Genomic DNA, 19,276 nt, shown 5'->3' with positions numbered 1-19,276 from the left:
CTATTCCGCCACATCACGTTTAAATACGAACTCGGTTTCACTTGAACTCGTTGGATCAAACCAATACCCGCCTAAATCAAACCCTTTTAATTGTTCTACCTCGCTTAAACGATTTTGAATAATATAGCGACACATTAAACCGCGTGCTTTTTTGGCATAGAAACTGATGACTTTGTATTTGCCATTTTTATTATCTAAAAACACAGGCTTAATGATCCTTGCATTCAATTGGCTTTCTTTTACTGATTTATAATATTCATCCGAGGCTAAATTCACTAAGACATTATCGCCTTGTGCCTCGATCGCTTGCTGTAAAGCATCGGTAATCACATTTCCCCAAAAAGCATAAAGATCTTTCCCTTTGCTATTCACCAGTTTTGTCCCCATTTCCAAACGGTAAGGTTGCATGAGATCAAGTGGCTTTAATAAACCATACAAGCCGGACAACATACGTAAATGTTGTTGGGCAAATAACACATCCTGCTGCGATAAACTTTCAACGTCTAATCCGGTATATACATCGCCTTTAAACGCATAAATTGCCGCGCGAGAGTTTTGTTCCGTATGCGCTTTTTGCCACTCTGCAAAGCGGGCAAAATTTAAGCCAGCTAACTTGTCGCTAATCGACATCAACGAGCCGATCTCCGCAGGCGAAAGCTGACGGCAGACATCAATTAATTGGGCGCTATACTCTGTTAACTGCGGTTGAGAAAATTCAAATTTTGGTACCGCACTTTCAAAATCTAAGGTTTTGGCTGGAGAAATAATGGCTAACATAATGTTCTTTCCTGAATAACGTTGAGATTAAAGCGAAGCTAATTGCCATTGAATTGGCGATAGCCCTTGCGCCATTAGATAGGCATTGGTTTTGGAAAAATGACGACAACCTAAAAAACCACGATGGGCAGAGAGTGGCGAAGGATGTGGCGCAGTGAAGACGCAATGTTTTTGCCGATCAATAAATTGCCCTTTTTTCTGTGCATGACTCCCCCAAAGCAAAAACACCAACTTCTCACGTTGTGCATTTAAAGCTGCTATCACACGATCAGTAAAAGTTTCCCAACCAAAACTAGCATGCGAATGCGCCTTACCTTGTTCTACCGTTAACACAGTATTTAACAGCAAAACCCCTTGTTCCGCCCAAGGCACTAAGTAGCCATGATTGGGGATCTGAAAGCCTTCAATATCTTGTGTTAACTCTTTATACATATTCATCAAGGAAGGCGGTGGTACCACACCCGGTTTAACAGAAAACGCCAACCCATGTGCTTGATTGGGACCATGATAAGGATCTTGACCAATAATCACCACTTTTACAGCTTCAAATTCAGTCAACTGAAAAGCACTAAACACCTCTTGCGGGGGAGGATAGACAATTTTACCTGATGCTCTAGCCTGATGAACCTGATCTAAAATATGTTTAAAATAAGGTTGTGTTTTCTCAGTACCAATCACATCTTTCCACGTCTTCATTTTTTCCTCCAATTGTTGAGTTTCCGATTATAAAGAACTTCCTATAAAATTGACAGTTATTGCATGCAGATTGTTAAATAAATGTTTATTTATTGTTAAATAAAAGATGTTTAAAATCATAGCGTTACAATATTTATTGATCTAAATCAAAATTTAAAAATTAACCTATAAAAACCCTTTGTTCTAGGTCAAAACGATTTGAAATCATCAAAAATTTTGATAAAATTCTGACCAATTTACACTGATTAACAAATCGCCAACTTAGGAGGCAGACAATGATTAAAGGTATTCAAATTACCCAAGCGGCTAATGACAATTTATTAAACTCATTTTGGTTATTAGATAGCGAAAAAGGTGAAGCGCGTTGTTTATGTGCTAAAGGTGACTTCGTTGAAGATCAAATCGTTGCAGTAAGTGAATTAGGTCAAATCGAATATCGCGAATTACCAGTTGATATCGCCCCAACAGTCAAAGTAGAAGGTGGTCAACACTTAAACGTTAACGTATTACGCCGCGAAACCTTAGAAGATGCGGTCAATAACCCAGAAAAATACCCACAATTAACAATCCGTGTTTCAGGTTACGCTGTACGTTTCAACTCATTAACACCTGAACAACAACGTGATGTGATTACTCGTACATTCACACAAAGTCTATAATTGGCATCCATTTACCTCTTAAAAAAACACCTCGAGATAAAAACGAGGTGTTTTTGTTTTTGCACAGCTATTTCTGTGCCCTCACTTGACTTCATAAAGAGCAGTGCTTGAGATAAAAAATTTACACCAATTTCAGTGCACGTTTACGCTATTGCTAGCGAATTCATCAATATTCAGGTAAAATCTGGCAGTTTAACTTTATCCAATTTTTATACATAAATTGATTTTCATATGAAGAATATACGTAACTTTTCTATTATTGCACACATTGACCACGGTAAATCGACACTCTCTGACCGCCTTATTCAAACTTGCGGAGGCTTATCTGATCGTGAAATGGAAGCCCAAGTGTTGGATTCCATGGATCTTGAACGTGAACGTGGGATTACGATCAAAGCACAAAGTGTGACCTTAAACTACAAAGCGAAAGATGGCGAAACCTATCAATTAAATTTCATCGATACACCAGGTCACGTTGACTTCTCTTATGAAGTATCGCGTTCTTTAGCCGCTTGTGAAGGCGCATTATTAGTGGTGGATGCGGGACAAGGTGTCGAGGCACAAACTTTGGCTAACTGCTATACCGCAATTGAAATGAATTTAGAAGTGGTGCCGATTTTAAACAAAATCGACTTGCCCGCGGCAGATCCTGAACGCGTTGCAGAAGAAATTGAAGACATTGTCGGTATTGACGCGATGGAAGCGGTGCGCTGTTCAGCAAAAACCGGTGTGGGTATTGAAGATGTGTTGGAAGAAATTGTGCATAAAATCCCTGCACCAGAAGGGGATCCGAATGCACCATTACAAGCCTTGATTATCGACTCGTGGTTTGATAACTACTTAGGCGTAGTATCTTTAGTGCGCATTAAAAACGGCACATTACGCAAAGGCGATAAAATCAAAGTGATGTCTACAGGGCAATCTTACAATGTGGATCGTCTTGGTATTTTCACCCCAAAACAAGTCGATACCACCATTTTAAATTGTGGTGAAGTGGGTTGGGTGGTGTGCGCCATTAAAGATATTTTAGGGGCACCCGTGGGTGATACGCTTACTTCGCACAACAATCCAGCTTCTTCTGTCCTGCCGGGTTTTAAGAAAGTTAAGCCACAGGTGTATGCCGGTTTATTCCCAATTAGCTCTGATGATTATGAAGCGTTCCGCGATGCACTCGGTAAACTTAGTCTAAACGATGCGTCATTATTCTATGAACCTGAAAACTCCACCGCACTTGGTTTCGGTTTCCGTTGTGGTTTCTTAGGACTTCTCCACATGGAGATTATTCAAGAGCGTTTAGAGCGCGAATACGATCTTGATCTGATTACCACAGCACCGACAGTAGTGTATGAAGTGGAAAAAACCGACGGTGAAGTGATTTATGTGGATAGCCCATCAAAATTACCGCCACTCAACAACATTACGGAGATTCGTGAACCGATTGCAGAATGTAACATGCTGTTACCACAAACCTACTTAGGTAACGTCATTACACTCTGTGTAGAAAAACGCGGTGTACAAACCAATATGGTTTACCATGGTAACCAAGTGGCATTGACCTATGAAATCCCAATGGGCGAAGTGGTACTGGATTTCTTCGACCGCTTAAAATCAACTTCTCGTGGTTATGCTTCCTTAGATTATGGTTTCAAACGTTTCCAAGCCGCCGATATGGTACGTGTCGACATTATGATCAATGGTGAGCGTGTCGATGCGTTAGCGTTAATCGTGCATAAAGATAATGCACCTTATCGTGGTCGTGAATTAGTGGAGAAAATGCGTGAGCTCATTCCACGTCAACAATTTGATATTGCGATTCAAGCGGCGATTGGTAACCACATTATTGCCCGTTCTACTGTCAAACAATTACGTAAAAACGTATTAGCAAAATGTTATGGTGGTGACGTTAGCCGTAAGAAAAAACTCTTACAGAAACAAAAAGAAGGTAAAAAACGCATGAAGTCTTTGGGTAACGTCGAAGTACCACAAGAAGCCTTCTTAGCGATTTTACATGTCGGAAAAGACAAATAAGGAACATCAGGAAATACTATGTCTAACTTCTTCCTCATTCTATTGTTAGTAGCAGGGTTCGGTGTCTGGAAAGTATTAGATTATTTTGCCTTACCTAACACGTTTTCCATCTTGCTTATTCTCTTGACCGTCATTTCTGGCGCCTTGTGGTGCTATTACCGTTTTACGGTCCAACCACGGCGCGCAAGACAAATTGCGCGTGCAGAACAACGTTCTGGCAAAGCACTCAGCGATGAAGAAAAGGCTAAAATTGAACCCATCTCAGAAGGCGGAGAGTTTTTATCTTCACTGTTTCCGGTTCTCGCCTTTGTGTTAATTTTACGTTCCTTTTTGTTTGAACCCTTTCAAATTCCATCTTCATCAATGGAACCAACATTGCGTATTGGTGACTTTTTGGTAGTAAAAAAATACGCATACGGGATTAAAGATCCTGTGTTCCAAAACACGATAATTGAAACTGGCAAACCTGAACGTGGCGATATTATTGTGTTTAAAGCCCCGTTACAACCTAGCGTAGATTATATTAAACGTGTTGTCGGCGCACCGGGCGATAAAGTGCAATACAACGAATACACGCGTCAATTAACTTTAACCTATGCGAAAGACGGTCAAGAATGTCACAGTGACTGTGAAACAAAAATCTTTAGCTATACTGAGCCTAAAGAAAATCCAGACTTTCAGTTTCTGATTGGACGTGATCATAAAGGTGAATATCTGTATGGTCCTTCGCCGTTAGAAACCACCGAAACAGGCGATGTGTCTCACCAAATTCACTGGTATCCTGAACCAATTTCAGAAGGTTTTCGTTATAAAGCCTACCGTTCACAAAGCAATTATGTGACAGAATGGGTCGTACCAGAAAGGCATTATTTTGTGATGGGCGACAATCGTAATAACAGTGAAGACAGCCGTTTTTGGGGCTTTGTCCCAGAGAAAAACATTGTGGGGAAAGCCACATATATTTGGTTGAGTTTAGATAAAAAACAAGATCAATGGCCAACAGGCGTCCGTTTTGAACGCTTTTTTACAGAAATTAAGTAATAAGTAATGACTCAAAATTTAGAACGTTTACAACGCCAGATTGGTTATCAATTTAACCAACCGGCGTTGCTTAAACAAGCATTAACACACCGCAGTGCCGCGGTTAAGCACAACGAGCGTCTTGAGTTTCTCGGCGATGCCATTTTAAATTTCATCATTGCTGAAGCACTCTATCACCAGTTTCCCAAATGTAATGAAGGGGAATTAAGTCGTATGCGAGCCACGCTAGTACGTGAGCCAACGCTCGCGTCATTAGCTCGCCAATTTGAATTGGGGGATTATTTATCGCTCGGACCGGGCGAATTAAAAAGCGGCGGTTTTCGTCGCGAGTCGATTCTAGCTGACTGTGTGGAAGCCATTATTGGCGCTATCTCTTTAGATAGTGACTTAGCCACTACCACGAAAATCGTACAACATTGGTACCAAGCACAGCTCAAACAAATCCAACCGGGTGACAATCAAAAAGACCCCAAAACATGCTTACAGGAATATTTACAGGGTAAACGTCTTCCTCTCCCAACTTACAATGTGGTTGAAATCAAAGGTGAAGCCCATTGCCAAACGTTTACTGTCGAATGTTACGTGAAAAATATTGACCGCACTTTTATGGGAAGCGGTGCAAGTCGCCGTAAAGCTGAACAAGCGGCAGCAGAAAAAATTTTACAATTATTGGAAATGAAATGAACGAAATAAAGACGGCGGATAACGCCAAAACTTACTGTGGCTTTATTGCTATTGTAGGTCGTCCTAATGTAGGGAAATCTACCCTTTTGAATAAAATCTTGGGGCAAAAAATTTCAATTACCTCACGCAAAGCGCAGACAACCCGTCATCGCATTGTAGGTATTCACACTGACGGTCCTTATCAAGCAGTGTATGTTGATACACCGGGCTTACATATTGAAGAAAAACGCGCGATTAATCGTTTAATGAACCGTGCAGCAAGCAGTGCAATTGGTGATGTGGATCTGATTATCTTTGTGGTAGATGGTACGCATTGGAATGAAGATGATGAAATGGTGCTCAATAAATTGCGTGCGGCGAAAGCCCCCGTGGTGCTCGCAATTAATAAAATTGACAACATCAAAAACAAAGAAGACATGTTGCCATTTATTACCGAGCTGACCAGTAAATTTGACTTTGCCCACGTGGTCCCAATTTCGGCACAAGGGGGCAAAAATGTCGCAGAATTAGAAAAAATTGTGCGTGAATCTTTACATGAAGGTACGCATCATTTCCCTGAAGAATATGTGACTGATCGTTCACAACGCTTTATGGCCTCCGAAATCATCCGTGAAAAACTCATGCGTTTTACCGGTGATGAATTACCTTATTCTGTTACCGTAGAAATTGAACAATTTAAATTGAACGAACGCGGTACTTACGAAATCAATGGATTAATTCTAGTTGAACGTGAAGGTCAGAAAAAAATGGTGATCGGCAATAAAGGGCAAAAAATCAAACAAATTGGTATTGAAGCGCGTGCTGATATGGAACGCTTGTTTGATAATAAAGTCCACCTTGAGCTGTGGGTAAAAGTCAAATCAGGTTGGGCGGATGATGAACGCGCCTTACGTAGCTTAGGTTATATGGACGAATAACTAAGTTTCCGACCTTGTGTAAAAGAGTGGTAAAGCCACTCTTTTTTATTGTTTCTACACGATAAAAAAACCGCGAATGCCTTTGCACTCGCGGTATATATTACAACTTGAAGTGATAAGTGCGGTCAAAATCAAAATTTTTTCTGATTTAACCGCATTTTAGCGCACTTACTTGGTTTCTGCGTGATAATTCACTACATTAAAGAAGCGTTTACCTTCTTTTTTACCCGCATAACCACTCTTCTCCCAAAATGCTTCTTTGAGCCAACTTTCAAATTTTTGATGGCTTGGGAACGTCATTTCGCCGAAGTTTGGATCGAAAAATACGACTTTTTCGCCTTGAACAAGCGCCGACACAGTATGTGAACCGCCTTCAAGATTAATCGAGATCTTCTTCGCGCCAGCAGTATCGCTACCCGTATCTAAAATCGCTTTAGACAATGCGGAAATATCACTTTTCGATACCGTGCCTGCCACTTCATCACGACGGCTCAAATCGCCGACTTTTTTCTCTTTCGGTACTACGCCTTGCTCTTGTAACCAATTATCAGTCAATTTGAACTGCTGTGTCGCACTGCCACTTTGCATAAACTCTGTTTGCAGTTTCTTAATCGAATCAATGGCTTCTTGCTTCAAATGACCTTTTTTGCCATCTTCATACATCGATTGCCAGAAATCCTCGCCTTGATTGCTTACTTTGTTCGCAATCCAGTGGGCACAAGTGGATTCACAAACGCCGTGTTGTGTTTCAACGTGTTTCACAATCTCTTTATATACCTCCCCTTTCGATTGGGCATACTTGAAGCTCACTTCCCCACCGTAGTCTTTCACCGAATCACGAACCGCATCAATTTTGTGTTTCACTTTCAACGGTTGGAATTGATCTTTAACTTGTTGCAATACACTACGAGATTGCTCAACCAATTCTTTTTGCTGAACGCGTTCACTGACTGGTTTCGGTTTGCTCACTTCTGGTGTAACATCTGACACGCTTTCCACATAACCTTTTATAAAGTTAGGAGAACCTGCAGGTACCGAAGTGCGGTCTGTTTCTGCTGAATTTTTAGGACTTTCTGTGGTAGCTGGAATCACCACCGCATCGCCTTTTTTACCCAACTCTGTTAAGAATTCCTTAACCACTTCACTACTGGTTGCAGATTTCACCGTTTTCTCTGTTTGTGGAATAATTGTTGTTTCAAATTCAGCGTTGAATTTGGTAAATGGCGGATAACCCGCATCTAACAAGATTTTATTCACAATCACACGTGCCATACGACCGTTACCTTCCGCAAATGGGTGGTAAGCGATTAAACGCTGGTACACTAAACCGGCCAATACACTTGGCTCTACACCTTGTGTTTTTGCATTGTTAATGAAATCAACCGTTTCTGCCAACTGAATGCGTGATGCCTCTGGACTTGAGAACACCGCATTTTCTTTGGTTAAGGTTTCTTTCTTGTAAAGCACACGATCTGCACCTTCATCTGGACGTAAGCCATGGTTGAGTTTCTCAATCATTTCTACGCTCAGGTTCTTACCTTTACTGCTTTGCAGGAACTCTTCAACTGCACCTTGTAACTGCTGTTTTAATTCAGGGTTACGTTGGATCGTTTTTGATGTTTCCGCTAATGCATCAGTAATTTTGCTGGTTTTGAGATCAACATCGTCGACAGCTTGCCCCCTCGGTAATTTTTTCACCAAGGCTTGAATCTCTGAAAACTCTTGTGTTGATGGTTTGAAGGTCACCGCATTATTAATGCGATTTTCAATATCTCTCGCCCCTTCCGTCAGAATATCATCGAATTCTGGCAAGTTACCCATTTGCTTAATCGTTGCTTCAGGGATAGATTTCTTCGCTACTTCTCTCGCTTCATCTAAGAATTTCGGATTTTTCAATACGTTATTCTCAAAGCTTTGATTACGTTGTTCTTCTAACGTCACCAAACCTTTTAAGTTAATAGCATCATCTAGTCCATCATAGTTTGGTTTGTCTTCTGCACCTTGTTTTTTCGCTGCCGTTTTTTTCGAAGCATCATTGTGAGAGAAGAAGTTTTTGATCTTCTTGAACACAGATTGACTTTCTGAAGCACCCGTTGCACCTTCCTCTATTGACGTTTTCGCCTTTTTACGTCCGCCTGCCGCATCTTTCAATTCTGGGCGAATTGGTAATTCTGGTGCCACATCGTCTTCCACTTGAGCTTTAACAATTAGATTGTTCGCTAGCGCTTCATCGGCTTTGGCGTTAGCTTTTGCTCTTGCTTCAGGACGTTTATCGATCGTCGCATAAATATCCTCGTCAGCTTGCGCTTTCGCTTTCACCTCAACGTCTGAATCCACATTAGTTTGTGCTTTGTGACTCACTTCCGCCTCTGAATCTAACACTGCTGAGCGTTTCGGTAATTCAGGTGCTACCTCGTCTGCGACTGGTGTTTTCACTGGCTGATTTTGTGCTGCTTCATCACCTTTTGCCTTCGCTTTTGCTAACGCTTCAGGACGTTTATCTATGCTTGCATAAACAGGTTCTTCAGTTGCTACACTCACTTTGCTTGTCACATTTGTGTTCACTTCAGGTAACGGTTTTTTACCTAATTCGGTTAAGAACTCTTTTACAACTTTTGTGCTCGTTGCTGATTTCCCACTCGTGTCAGTTTGTGGAATGATCTGTGTTTCAAAGTCGGCATTAAACTTCGTAAATGCTGGATAACCCGCATCTAATAAAAGTTTATTCACAATCACACGTGCCATACGACCATTACCTTCCGCAAATGGATGGTAAGCAATTAAACGTTGGTATACTAAACCGGCTAACACACTTGGCTCTACACCCTGAGTTCTGGCTTGATTAATAAAATCAACCGTTTCACTTAGCTGGATTTTTGCTGCTTCAGGGCTTGAGAACACCGCATTTTCTTTGGTTAAGGTTTCTTTCTTATACAGCACACGATCTGCACCTTCATCTGGACGTAAACCATGATTCAGTTTCTCCACCATTTCAACGGTTAAGTCTTTACCCTGACTGCTCTTCAAGAATTCTTCAATTGCACCTTGTACTTCCTCTTTCAATTTTGGATTACGTTGGATCGTTTTTGAAGTTTCTGCTAACGCTTCGGTAATGCTTAAGGTTTTCGCATTCACGTCCTCAATCACATCACCTTTCGGTAGTTGCTTCACGAGTCCTTGAATATCCGCGAATTCGTCCACAGATGGTTTAAAGCTCACTGCATCATTAATACGTTTTTCGACTTTTCTTGCCCCTTCAGTCAGAATATCATCAAACTCAGGGGAATTCGCCATTTGCTTGATGGTCGCCTCTGGGAGATATTTCTTCGCTGCTTCTCTTGCTTCCGCTAAAAATTCAGGATTTTTCAATACCGTCGACTCAAACGCTTCATTACGCTTACCTTCCAAATCTAACAAGTTTTTCAGATTCAAGTTATCTTCTAAACTCTCGTAATTTGGTTTCGTGTTCACTTGTGCTTCAGCGTTTTCTTGAGCCGGTTTTGTCGCTTTCGCTTTTTTCTCTTTATTTGAATCGCCTCCAGTGAAGAAGTCTTTCACTTTGCTAAATAAAGATTTTTCTGTTTTTTCGCTTTTCGCAACAAGTTGTGTATTGTCAACAGACTCGTCTGTCTTCGCCCGAAGTTTGCTGTTATCCATTTTTGCCGCTGTTTGGGTAGTGGCTACATTTTCTTCGGAGACAGTCCCCACTTTCGGTTCAACAGTTGTGTCCGTATTGTCTGCACGTCTAAAGGCTGTGCTACCTGTATTTGCCTCAGCAGCACTATCAAATGGAATCGCTTCATAATCGGATTCCACATCTTTCGCTTTCGCACGAGGCTGAATGGTCTCTACACTTTCTACCTCTTGTGCATGTTGTGCTTTCGGAGAAGGATTAATGGTTGCATAATCCCCTTCACTGTCACTGACTTGTGACTTCCCTTTTACTTGAGCATTTGGCACGTCAGGTAAAGCACGCTTCGCTTTGTGGTTATCCTGAATTTCCGCATAAATATGCTCTACAGCCTCTAACTCAGTGATCGATTTCACTTTCGTTTGACCTGGCAACTCAGGTAACGGATCGTTGACACTCCGTGCTTTTCTTACTTTTGGCTCAGTCACAGTTGCATAGTTGATATCCGCACCTTTTACAGCCAGTTCACCGACTGTCGCATAATCACTATCCCCATCAACTTGTAGTTTCACCTTACTTTCTGGTGCTTCAGGTAAAGGTCGTGTTGCTTTGTGGTTAACTTCACTGATTTCAGCATAGCTATTTTCTGATGCATCAACCGACACTTTTGAGCGAGCTTGACTTGGCAATTCAGGTAATGCATCAGTTGCACTTCTGCCTTTCAACTCAGCAATTGTTGCATAATCACTATCCACTGCTTTCGCTTTTGGCGTTTTTACTGTGGCATAAGTGCTTTCCACCGGTTTCACTTTAGCCTCTGCAATCGTCGCATAATCACCCTCTGCAACATTGATTTTTGATGTACCTACTGTTGCATATGTGCTTTCTACCGGTTGTCCTTTGACGTTGCTTTCCGGCGTTTCAGGTAAAGAACGGGTTGCTTTGTGCTTAACGTCACTGATTTCAGCATAGCTATTTTCTGATGCATCAACCGACACTTTTGAGCGAGCTTGATCTGGCAATTCAGGTAATGCATCAGTTGCACTTCTGCCTTTCAATTCGGCAATTGTTGCATAATCACTATCCACTGCTTTCGCTTTTGGCGTGTCTACTGTGGCATAAGTGCTTTCCACCGGTCTCACTTTAGTGTCTGCAATCGTCGCATAATCACTCTCTGCAACATTGATTTTTGGTGTATCTACTGTTGCATATGTGCTTTCTATTGATTTTCCTTTAACGTTGCTTTCCGGCGTTTCAGGTAAAGGTCGTGTTGCTTTGTGATTAACGTCACCGATTTCAGCATAAAGATGCGCTGATGCAGCGTCTGGGGTTGTCTTAACTTGGTCGAGTGATTCATCCACTACATTTCTTTTTTTCCGGCTTTTTGGTTTATCCACACTCGCATATTCGCCCTCGGTGACAGTAGCCCTACGAGCATCTATTGTCGTATATGTCGTTTCAGCCACTTTTGTTTGAGACTCCCCTGCCGTTGTATAGATACTTTCAACACCTTTTGTTTTTGGCACGTCTGCAGTTGAATAAATACTATCAACAGGTTGTCCTGCCGCTGGCGTGTCTTGCTTGGTAGAGAAGGAACGTTTCACATCATTCGTATCTGCAATTTCTGCATAAATATGCTCATCGGTTTGTGCGGAGCGCTGACGAGTAACATTTCCTGCATTATCACCGACTGTATTATATGTAGCAGCAGGGATTTCTTCGTAATCATGTACTTTGGCTGTACTCACCTCTGTGTCAGACACTTTCGATCTTGGTGTTGCACTACCATAGAGTGGATTATCCACTAGCTCTACACTTGCGCTATCCACATTTTTACTCCGTGGTGTTGCCACCACCGCCTCTGCACTTTCATAAATCGGATTTTTCACGGATATCGAATCTGTCTCATCCACTACGCGAGCTCTGCTTGTTGGGACATCTGCCTCTTCCGTAGTAGAACGCGACCGTAATGTAGAACCTGCCGCCATATCGGTGTCATTGTTTGGTGCTGACAGTTTATTTTTCGCTCTTTGTCCTAATTCCACAATATCTGCCACTTCAAAACTAAATTGCGTACTTGCGTAAGTATCATCACGTGTGACAGCTTTTGCCTTGGCTAAATCCGTATTCACTTGACCTGATACATTCGCTTGAGAGGTATCCACGCCAGAAAGAGTGGATTTCTGCGTTGCATTATAGTGTTTCTGTTCAGCTCGCCCACCTCGTACATTAAAGGCGGTAGTACCACGTTCACTGATACCCACAGATAAACCAAATGTTCCACCATCTTTATCATGTTGATCGTGAAGGGCTTTAGTTGTGACATCGCCGGTAACTTTCAGCTGATTATCCTTATCGTTGCTGACAAGATATCCCCCCTCAAGATTTAAGTCATGCGTTTGCCCTGTAATTTTATTCGCTTTAATCCCTGCTTGTTGATTAACCGTCCGCTTGCTTTCGGTCTCATTGGTATAACCGAAACCAACATTACCGGTTGGGGTAGCAATTGTTGCACTAGAAAGTGCAACGCCAGCGGAAAGATTATAGTCAATTCCATGCGTCACTTTTTGTAACGTATCTTGTTTGGATACCACATTCGTTTTTCCTTTAACGTGGAGATCGAGCTTATCTGCATCAATATTCGAACTGACAACATTAAAATCGCGACCTGCTTCAACTTTCATGTTGCGTGCTTTTAAGAAACTGTTATTTTGAGCCGTTTCACGTTCTGACGTATAGCTTTCATTTCCTTCAAGTGATGTGCTAACACCGGCAGTACAGGCGCCACTCATCATACTGCAACCTGCGTTCACACCATGAGAAAGTTTCTGTCTTGATACTGTTTCTGTGGTTTCTCGTGTTTTTTCACCAGACAGCACATTCACATCTTCTTTTGCTCTTAAGGTCAAATTAGCTTGTTCATCACTTTGTACATTTTTAAGGTTCACACTACCACTGCGTGCTGACAGTGTGACATTGCCACCAATCTTAGTAACAATATCCCCCGTTTCTGTCGTTCGTTTTGTCTCATGTGTTCTTTCAACAGACAATTTAGCTGAACTCCCCGCTAAATCCCCCGTCACAATATTTAAGACATCACTAGCATGTTGTAATGCTACTGTACCGTCTTGTTTAGTCCCATTTTGTGCATCTCTATATTCTTTCACTAAATGGCTCACCATATCGGCAACCGCAGAATGAGCCTCCGCTTCAGGTCCAACTTTAAAAGTCGTCCGTTCAGACTCATGATCATATTGGTCTTTTTGTTTGCTCGACTTAATTTCTTTCGCAGACAATTCAAATCGATTGTTTTCAGGTGCTTTTTTCGCTTGCTCTGCAAAATCATCAAAATACGCTTTTGATTTTTCTGACATGAGATCCGCGATTTCAGCCTCTGATAATTCTTTTATTTCTGGGGCTTTATTTTCCTTATCCTTATTGGCATTTGATTGAGCTTGAGCCACATCCTGTGCAGATTGCTCGGTCTTCTCTGGCTTGCTAGCCGCTATCTCTTTCTGTGCTTTGCTTTGTGCATCTTCTGGTAGTTTAGTATTAATATCTACTCCACCAATATCGGCATAACCAAGCACATGTAATTTCCCATGTTTGACTTGTAATTCACTATTGGTGTGAGTGAGCAGTGTTTCTTTGTCTTTGGTATGGGTGAATGACATTCCTGCCTCTGCCCCAACTCCAGTATGGTTTGTCGGAACACCAACAGAGGCATTGCCACCATCTTGGCTGTTATAGTCATAACGAACTGAGGTGCCACCACCACTCGCGTGTGCTGAAGCAAATAGCTGTGAACTATATTCTTCTTTTTCGACATGTTTAATATTCTTGCCCGCTTCAGTATTAAAGTTCCCTTTCACAACACCAGTGGTATACTTAGCCTTAATTTTACTCCCCGCTTGGTTCACATCTCTGTCTACCGCAAGATGTAAGTGCCCTACTTCGAAGATTGATCCCTCTGAAGTTGCCTCACTAGTATGCTCTGAATAACTGGATGGAGACGACACGCCTAAAAGTGGGACTTTAAGCCCTGCCACATCAAGTTCTGCAACTTGTAGTGCACTCGGCGAGAATTTCTCACGGTAGGCATGTTTAGTATTGTATGTATTTTTGAGATTCACATCACCAGTCTTCACAAAGCTTGTTTTTGCTTTAATATCCGATGCTTGTACATCAATAGTTGAATCCTTATCTGTTTCAAGATGTAAATGACCTTCCGTTTTGATTTCTGAGCGTTGTGCAGTGACTCCTAATTCATCATTTGCAAATGAACGAGATACGTTTTCAATACCTTTACGCCCGACTAAACGTGTTTCTTGAGTACTTAAGATACTCCCTTGATTTTTGATTTTATTACTCGCTTCAACATTGAGTTTTCTCCCAGCTAATGTCCCGGTATTCACCACATCTTTGGCTTTAATCTTAGCTTCACCAACTCTGATAGTCCCAGTGCCTAAACCTTGTAATTTTTGGGCTTCTACGAGCGTTTCAGAAGCGAAATAAACCTTTGGAACAAACACATCTTTGCCCTTTACCTTCGTTTTGACATACCAAACGATATCTTGGGTCAAGTTAGCTTGTTGTTCTTTAGTGAATGTCGCACCTAGTTTCAAATCCAACTCCTGCGCTTGTGTTGTGGAATTGTCCATCAGCTGTTTAACTAATTCCACATCGCTGAGATTGTATTTTTGGTTAAGGTGGTTATCTACTTTTTTCTCAATCGAGCGAGTAATCACTTGATGATCAAAATAGTTATCCCCTAACACATTTACTTTTTGATGACCTTTTGTATTTAAACCAACTTTATTGAAGAAATAATTTGCACCAGCATAGTCATCTTGATTGATATATTTCAATTTTGTACGGAAAAGTGGATCAGTTTCCACTTTTGGACGTTCTTCATCAATCGCTTTCAATAAAACATTTTTTGATGCCTCTGCCTCTCGCTTCGCCATTTCTTCATACGCTTTCTGTTGTTCAATGTCTAATCTTTCTTGTGCAACTTTCTCCTCAGCTTTTTGTTTCTGTTCAGCTTGTTTTTTCTCCTCGGATAAATGTTTTTCTTCTTGTTGTTTCTTCTCTTCTTCTTGCAGTTGGATCGCAAGTTGTTTTTCTCTCTGGCGAATTTCTTCTACCCGTTGCATTTCTTTTGCAATTTCTACTTGCTTAGCAATTTTATCTTGCGCTTGACGTTTTTCCTCTTGCTTACGTTCTTCAACACGTTTTTCTTGTTGTTCTGATTTTTGTAGAAGTGCTTTTTCTATTCTTGCTTTCTGTTCTGCTTCGTGTTTTTGTTTTCTTTTTTCGAATAACTCCTGCAGTTTCATATCTAATGTACCAGGCAGATCAAAATACCCCTCTTTTTCTCTCTTTTCTCTATTTTGCCTATCTCTCTCGCCTAGACGGACTAGATTGGTAGAACGTTTAAAATGATCTTCCCCTTCTTTTAGTAACGGCTCTTCTCCAAGCTCCTGTAGTAGCTCATTCAAGAGATAACCATTTTCAAAGAATTCATCAGGGTTAAGATAATCAACTGTAGGATCAGTACGAGGTGGTTTATTTCCACGATCATCACGACTTATACCCAGCTTATCATCGGGCATCTCTTTCTCATCATTGCCCATACTCCACTTGCTATCGTCTGTATCAGACTCATCATCATTCATGCTAAGCACGTCATCCGATGAATTAGAATGGCTTTCTTCTATATCCAGATTTTTACGTGGTTCTTCATCTAGATCCTCAATAGGAGACAACTTTTTCTTTTCTAATTGGATACTATTATCAATAAATAAGTTTGGCATTTCTAAGAGTTCGGCGATCGAGGATAAATCTACCCCGTCCTCTTCCAAACGTTCTTTATCACTAAACTCCGCTTTAAGCTCTACTGATGGTAGCGATAATTGGTGTTTACCAATTTGGATACTCTCATCAAACTTACCACGTTCGGCATATTCACCATTTTGTAGCGTTGTAAGCTTACCTTCTAGTTTTCCCGCTAGGATTTTTGCTTTTTCTGATGGGTAATAAATGAAATCTGTTGGATTTTCTTTAAAGCTTTTCCATTTGTTTCGCATCTCATCATAGGATTTACTATGCCACTCTGCACCAAACACTTGTGCCATCGCTTTTTGGTACATTGGTGAATGCTGAATATGAGATAGAAGCTGATAAGCACTAAAATTTTCCGTACTATAGAAACTTGATTTTAAGATTGTTGTTGAGCCAAACAAGGCATCGAGGAAAGACTCTAAATTGTTAAATTCACGCGATGCATTACCCGATAATGGTGTCCAAATATAACGAGTAAGTGGTTGATAGTACATCGTGATTTTCGCTGGATTCTTAAACACGCTTGCTAATGCATTTTGGTTAAACGCTTTCATTTGGTTCACCACTTGATCAGCTTCCGCATTAAATGTTCCTTTGACATTAATTAATCCATGATTAATTAACTGCGGTTTTGATTCTGATGATGTCGCCTTTATTCCCTTAAAGTCAAAATCACCATCAGAACGGATAGCCCCCATTTTCACAACTTTAATATCGGTTTTATCTTGTTCTTGCAGATTTAAGTTGAGCTTATAAACATTATTGTGCCAACCATGTACCGCAACACGACTGATATCATAATCACGACTTGAACCGATAGGCTTATAACTCACATTGCCAGATAAACGCACATCATTAATCAAATTATGAGTATGAACTGTTAATTTTTTACTCGCATAAATATCGCCAATATTATAAACAGAACGCTCTGCTTCTAACATCATATTACCGAGTGTATGGAATAAACCGTTTTCTTGGTTAACAATATTTCCCATACCTTCTTCCGTTGATTTAGCAGTCAGTTTTAATGATTTTCCAGCACCTAATGTCCCACCAAGATTGTAAATACTGCCACTTTCGGTATTAATTGTCAGTGTTTTACCAGTTGCCAGTGTTCCTGCACGATTAACAAAGTTTTCTTCCACATTCAACGTTATATTAGCACCCAATTGAATATCTTGATTTTTATCAATTTCAATATTTTGGGCGTTAATAGTTAACGCATCTTTAGCTCTAATAAAATTATTGCCCTCTGTTAAAAAACTGGTTTTTTCTTTAAAAGTTAATTCTGCACTCCCCGCACTTTCAATGAGTCCCTTATTCACAAAACCAGGCTTAAACTGTGCACTAAGGCTTGCGAGCATCGACGGAGATATTGAGAAAAACGGAGAGCCTAAAAAGCGGACACTACTTTTTACGCGCATCAGTGGAGACAAATATCTATCTTGAATAATTTCAAGATCTTTTCCTTTCGTCAAAATACTCAATTTCCGTTCAGCATAAATTTCTTTATCATTAATCAAATTATTAGTGTCAAGCTTAACCTCTCGACCATAAATACGCCCAGCATTAGTTAGAGTTTCTGTTGCCACATCTATCTTTTTAGCGACGAGCTTCGCATTTTGCTCAATAGACAGGGCACCCTTTGCTACGATTTTGGCTTGTGTCGTACTCCTAATCTCTGCGTTTTTTCTGATTTTAACTTGTTTCGCCTCTAACGAAATTTCATCTGATTTCGTTTGACTACCAACAAAAACACGATTAGCGTTTTTCACTTCAATTTTTTTCTTGGCTCGAATATTTCGGTCTTTTTTTACCACTGTTTGCTGAATCGTATTGCCAAGTTCTAAGTCACCTTCATTCATTTCAATCTGAATATCATTTTCAGACAAAATAATTCCATCATGTTTTACGCCTGCACCTTTATCTGTCACAATCAACTTAATATTTTTACCATGCATTGCGCCTGTACTAGATCCCGTGATAGCAATAACATCATTAGATACATTTTCACCGCTCGTTTTTTTCAGCTCATGTTTGCTTAAATCATATTCACTGGAACCCGCAATAAGAGTGACATCTGTTTTTGCTTCTGAATTATCCCCTGATGTAATTGATTGCTTTTGTTCAATTTTTTTAGCAATAATATCTAAATACTTTAATCCATCTGTCGAAAAACCATCAATATCAATGATCACATTTCCTTTTGTAACCTTTAACATCATCTGATTCGGATCTATAAGCTCACTCGTAGTGGCAACAAAACGATCTGAATTTATTGTTCTTACACCATTTAAGGTAATACCATTTTGGTTTGCAATGACGATATCAGCTTTTTTACCTAATACTTCAAGCGCGCCAACAATTTTACTTTCTTGAGGACCTGTCACTTGATTTAATATAACATCAGCTTCTTTCCCTCCCCTTAAATTTTGATTTTGCGGAATGTAACCAATTAATGTTGATCTTGCCTGTGCTTCAGTCCCATTATTATTAAACACCGCGCTATTTGGAATATTAAATTTTTCAAAACGGTTATCTGAAATCCCTTTCCCATTTGGTTTAGCAATATCAATAACCAGAACTTTATTTTCTGCTTGATAGATTTTTGTTTTATCATTACCAGCAAGATTAGATGCATCTAATTTAATATGATCGCTATTATCAATCACTGTTAATTGATTTCTTTCATCCCCTTTTCCCTCAGCCAAAACAGGAACAGAAATCACACTTAAAAATAAAATAGAAAGCTGTTTCCAAGTCAATTGCATTGCATACGAAACAGGATTGAACGTGCTTTTTACTAATAAAGACACGGAGGAAAGTGAATATTGTTCTAGAAGGAAAGGTTCCTCTTCAACTTGTTCTGATGTGGATGTTGAATCAGATGAACCATTGCTAATAGCTGAGTTAATACATTCTGCCACAGGAACGAGACAACCTTTGACTTGACTAAAAATGAGTTTGTAACGATTTTTGTTCATATTAAGTTAATCCTT

The 19,276-nt window shown here is 40.4% G+C and carries 8 protein-coding genes; 5 read left to right on the top strand and 3 right to left on the bottom strand.

What is annotated here, in order from left to right:
- Entirely contained in the window at nt 1-777 is a 777-nt protein-coding gene (gene yaaA, locus KPF51_RS01360; protein WP_005722316.1) for a peroxide stress protein YaaA, read from the bottom strand.
- Nucleotides 778-804: 27 nt separating this feature from the next.
- On the bottom strand, nt 805-1,485 hold the full coding sequence (ung, locus tag KPF51_RS01355; protein WP_223848002.1) for a uracil-DNA glycosylase: 681 nt from the start codon (nt 1,483-1,485) through the stop codon (nt 805-807).
- Nucleotides 1,486-1,748: 263 nt separating this feature from the next.
- Here ung and grcA point away from each other — a divergent pair, with 263 nt between their 5' ends.
- The 5 genes from grcA to era all read left to right on the top strand — a co-directional run bounded on the left by grcA (nt 1,749) and on the right by era (nt 6,802).
- Nucleotides 1,749-2,132: an autonomous glycyl radical cofactor GrcA gene (grcA, locus tag KPF51_RS01350; protein ID WP_005718923.1), complete on the top strand. Its 384-nt coding sequence runs from the start codon at nt 1,749-1,751 to the stop codon at nt 2,130-2,132.
- Nucleotides 2,133-2,363: 231 nt separating this feature from the next.
- Entirely contained in the window at nt 2,364-4,160 is a 1,797-nt protein-coding gene (gene lepA / locus KPF51_RS01345) for a translation elongation factor 4 (protein WP_005722312.1), read from the top strand.
- An 18-nt stretch (nt 4,161-4,178) separates the two neighbouring features.
- Nucleotides 4,179-5,201: a signal peptidase I gene (lepB, locus tag KPF51_RS01340; protein WP_061406219.1), complete on the top strand. Its 1,023-nt coding sequence runs from the start codon at nt 4,179-4,181 to the stop codon at nt 5,199-5,201.
- 6 nt (nt 5,202-5,207) lie between these two features.
- On the top strand, nt 5,208-5,885 hold the full coding sequence (gene rnc, locus KPF51_RS01335; RefSeq protein ID WP_211599593.1) for a ribonuclease III: 678 nt from the start codon (nt 5,208-5,210) through the stop codon (nt 5,883-5,885).
- A complete protein-coding gene (gene era, locus KPF51_RS01330; protein ID WP_005753323.1) occupies nt 5,882-6,802 on the top strand; it encodes a GTPase Era in 921 nt (306 codons plus the stop codon). The genes rnc and era overlap by 4 nt, the downstream gene beginning before the upstream one ends.
- A 168-nt stretch (nt 6,803-6,970) precedes the next feature.
- Here the strand turns inward: era and KPF51_RS01315 are convergent, their stop codons facing one another.
- Nucleotides 6,971-19,261 carry a YopT-type cysteine protease domain-containing protein gene (locus tag KPF51_RS01315; RefSeq protein WP_238383312.1) on the bottom strand — a complete coding sequence of 4,097 codons (12,291 nt, stop codon included), beginning with the start codon at nt 19,259-19,261 and terminating at the stop codon, nt 6,971-6,973.
- Between the last annotated feature and the right edge of the window lie 15 nt (nt 19,262-19,276).

The sequence above is a fragment of the Pasteurella sp. XG20 genome (assembly GCF_018968665.1).
Classification (GTDB): domain Bacteria; phylum Pseudomonadota; class Gammaproteobacteria; order Enterobacterales; family Pasteurellaceae; genus Pasteurella; species Pasteurella multocida.
The sequence above is the reverse complement of the archived record's forward strand: the minus strand, read 5'-3'. Positions and strand labels throughout refer to the sequence as shown.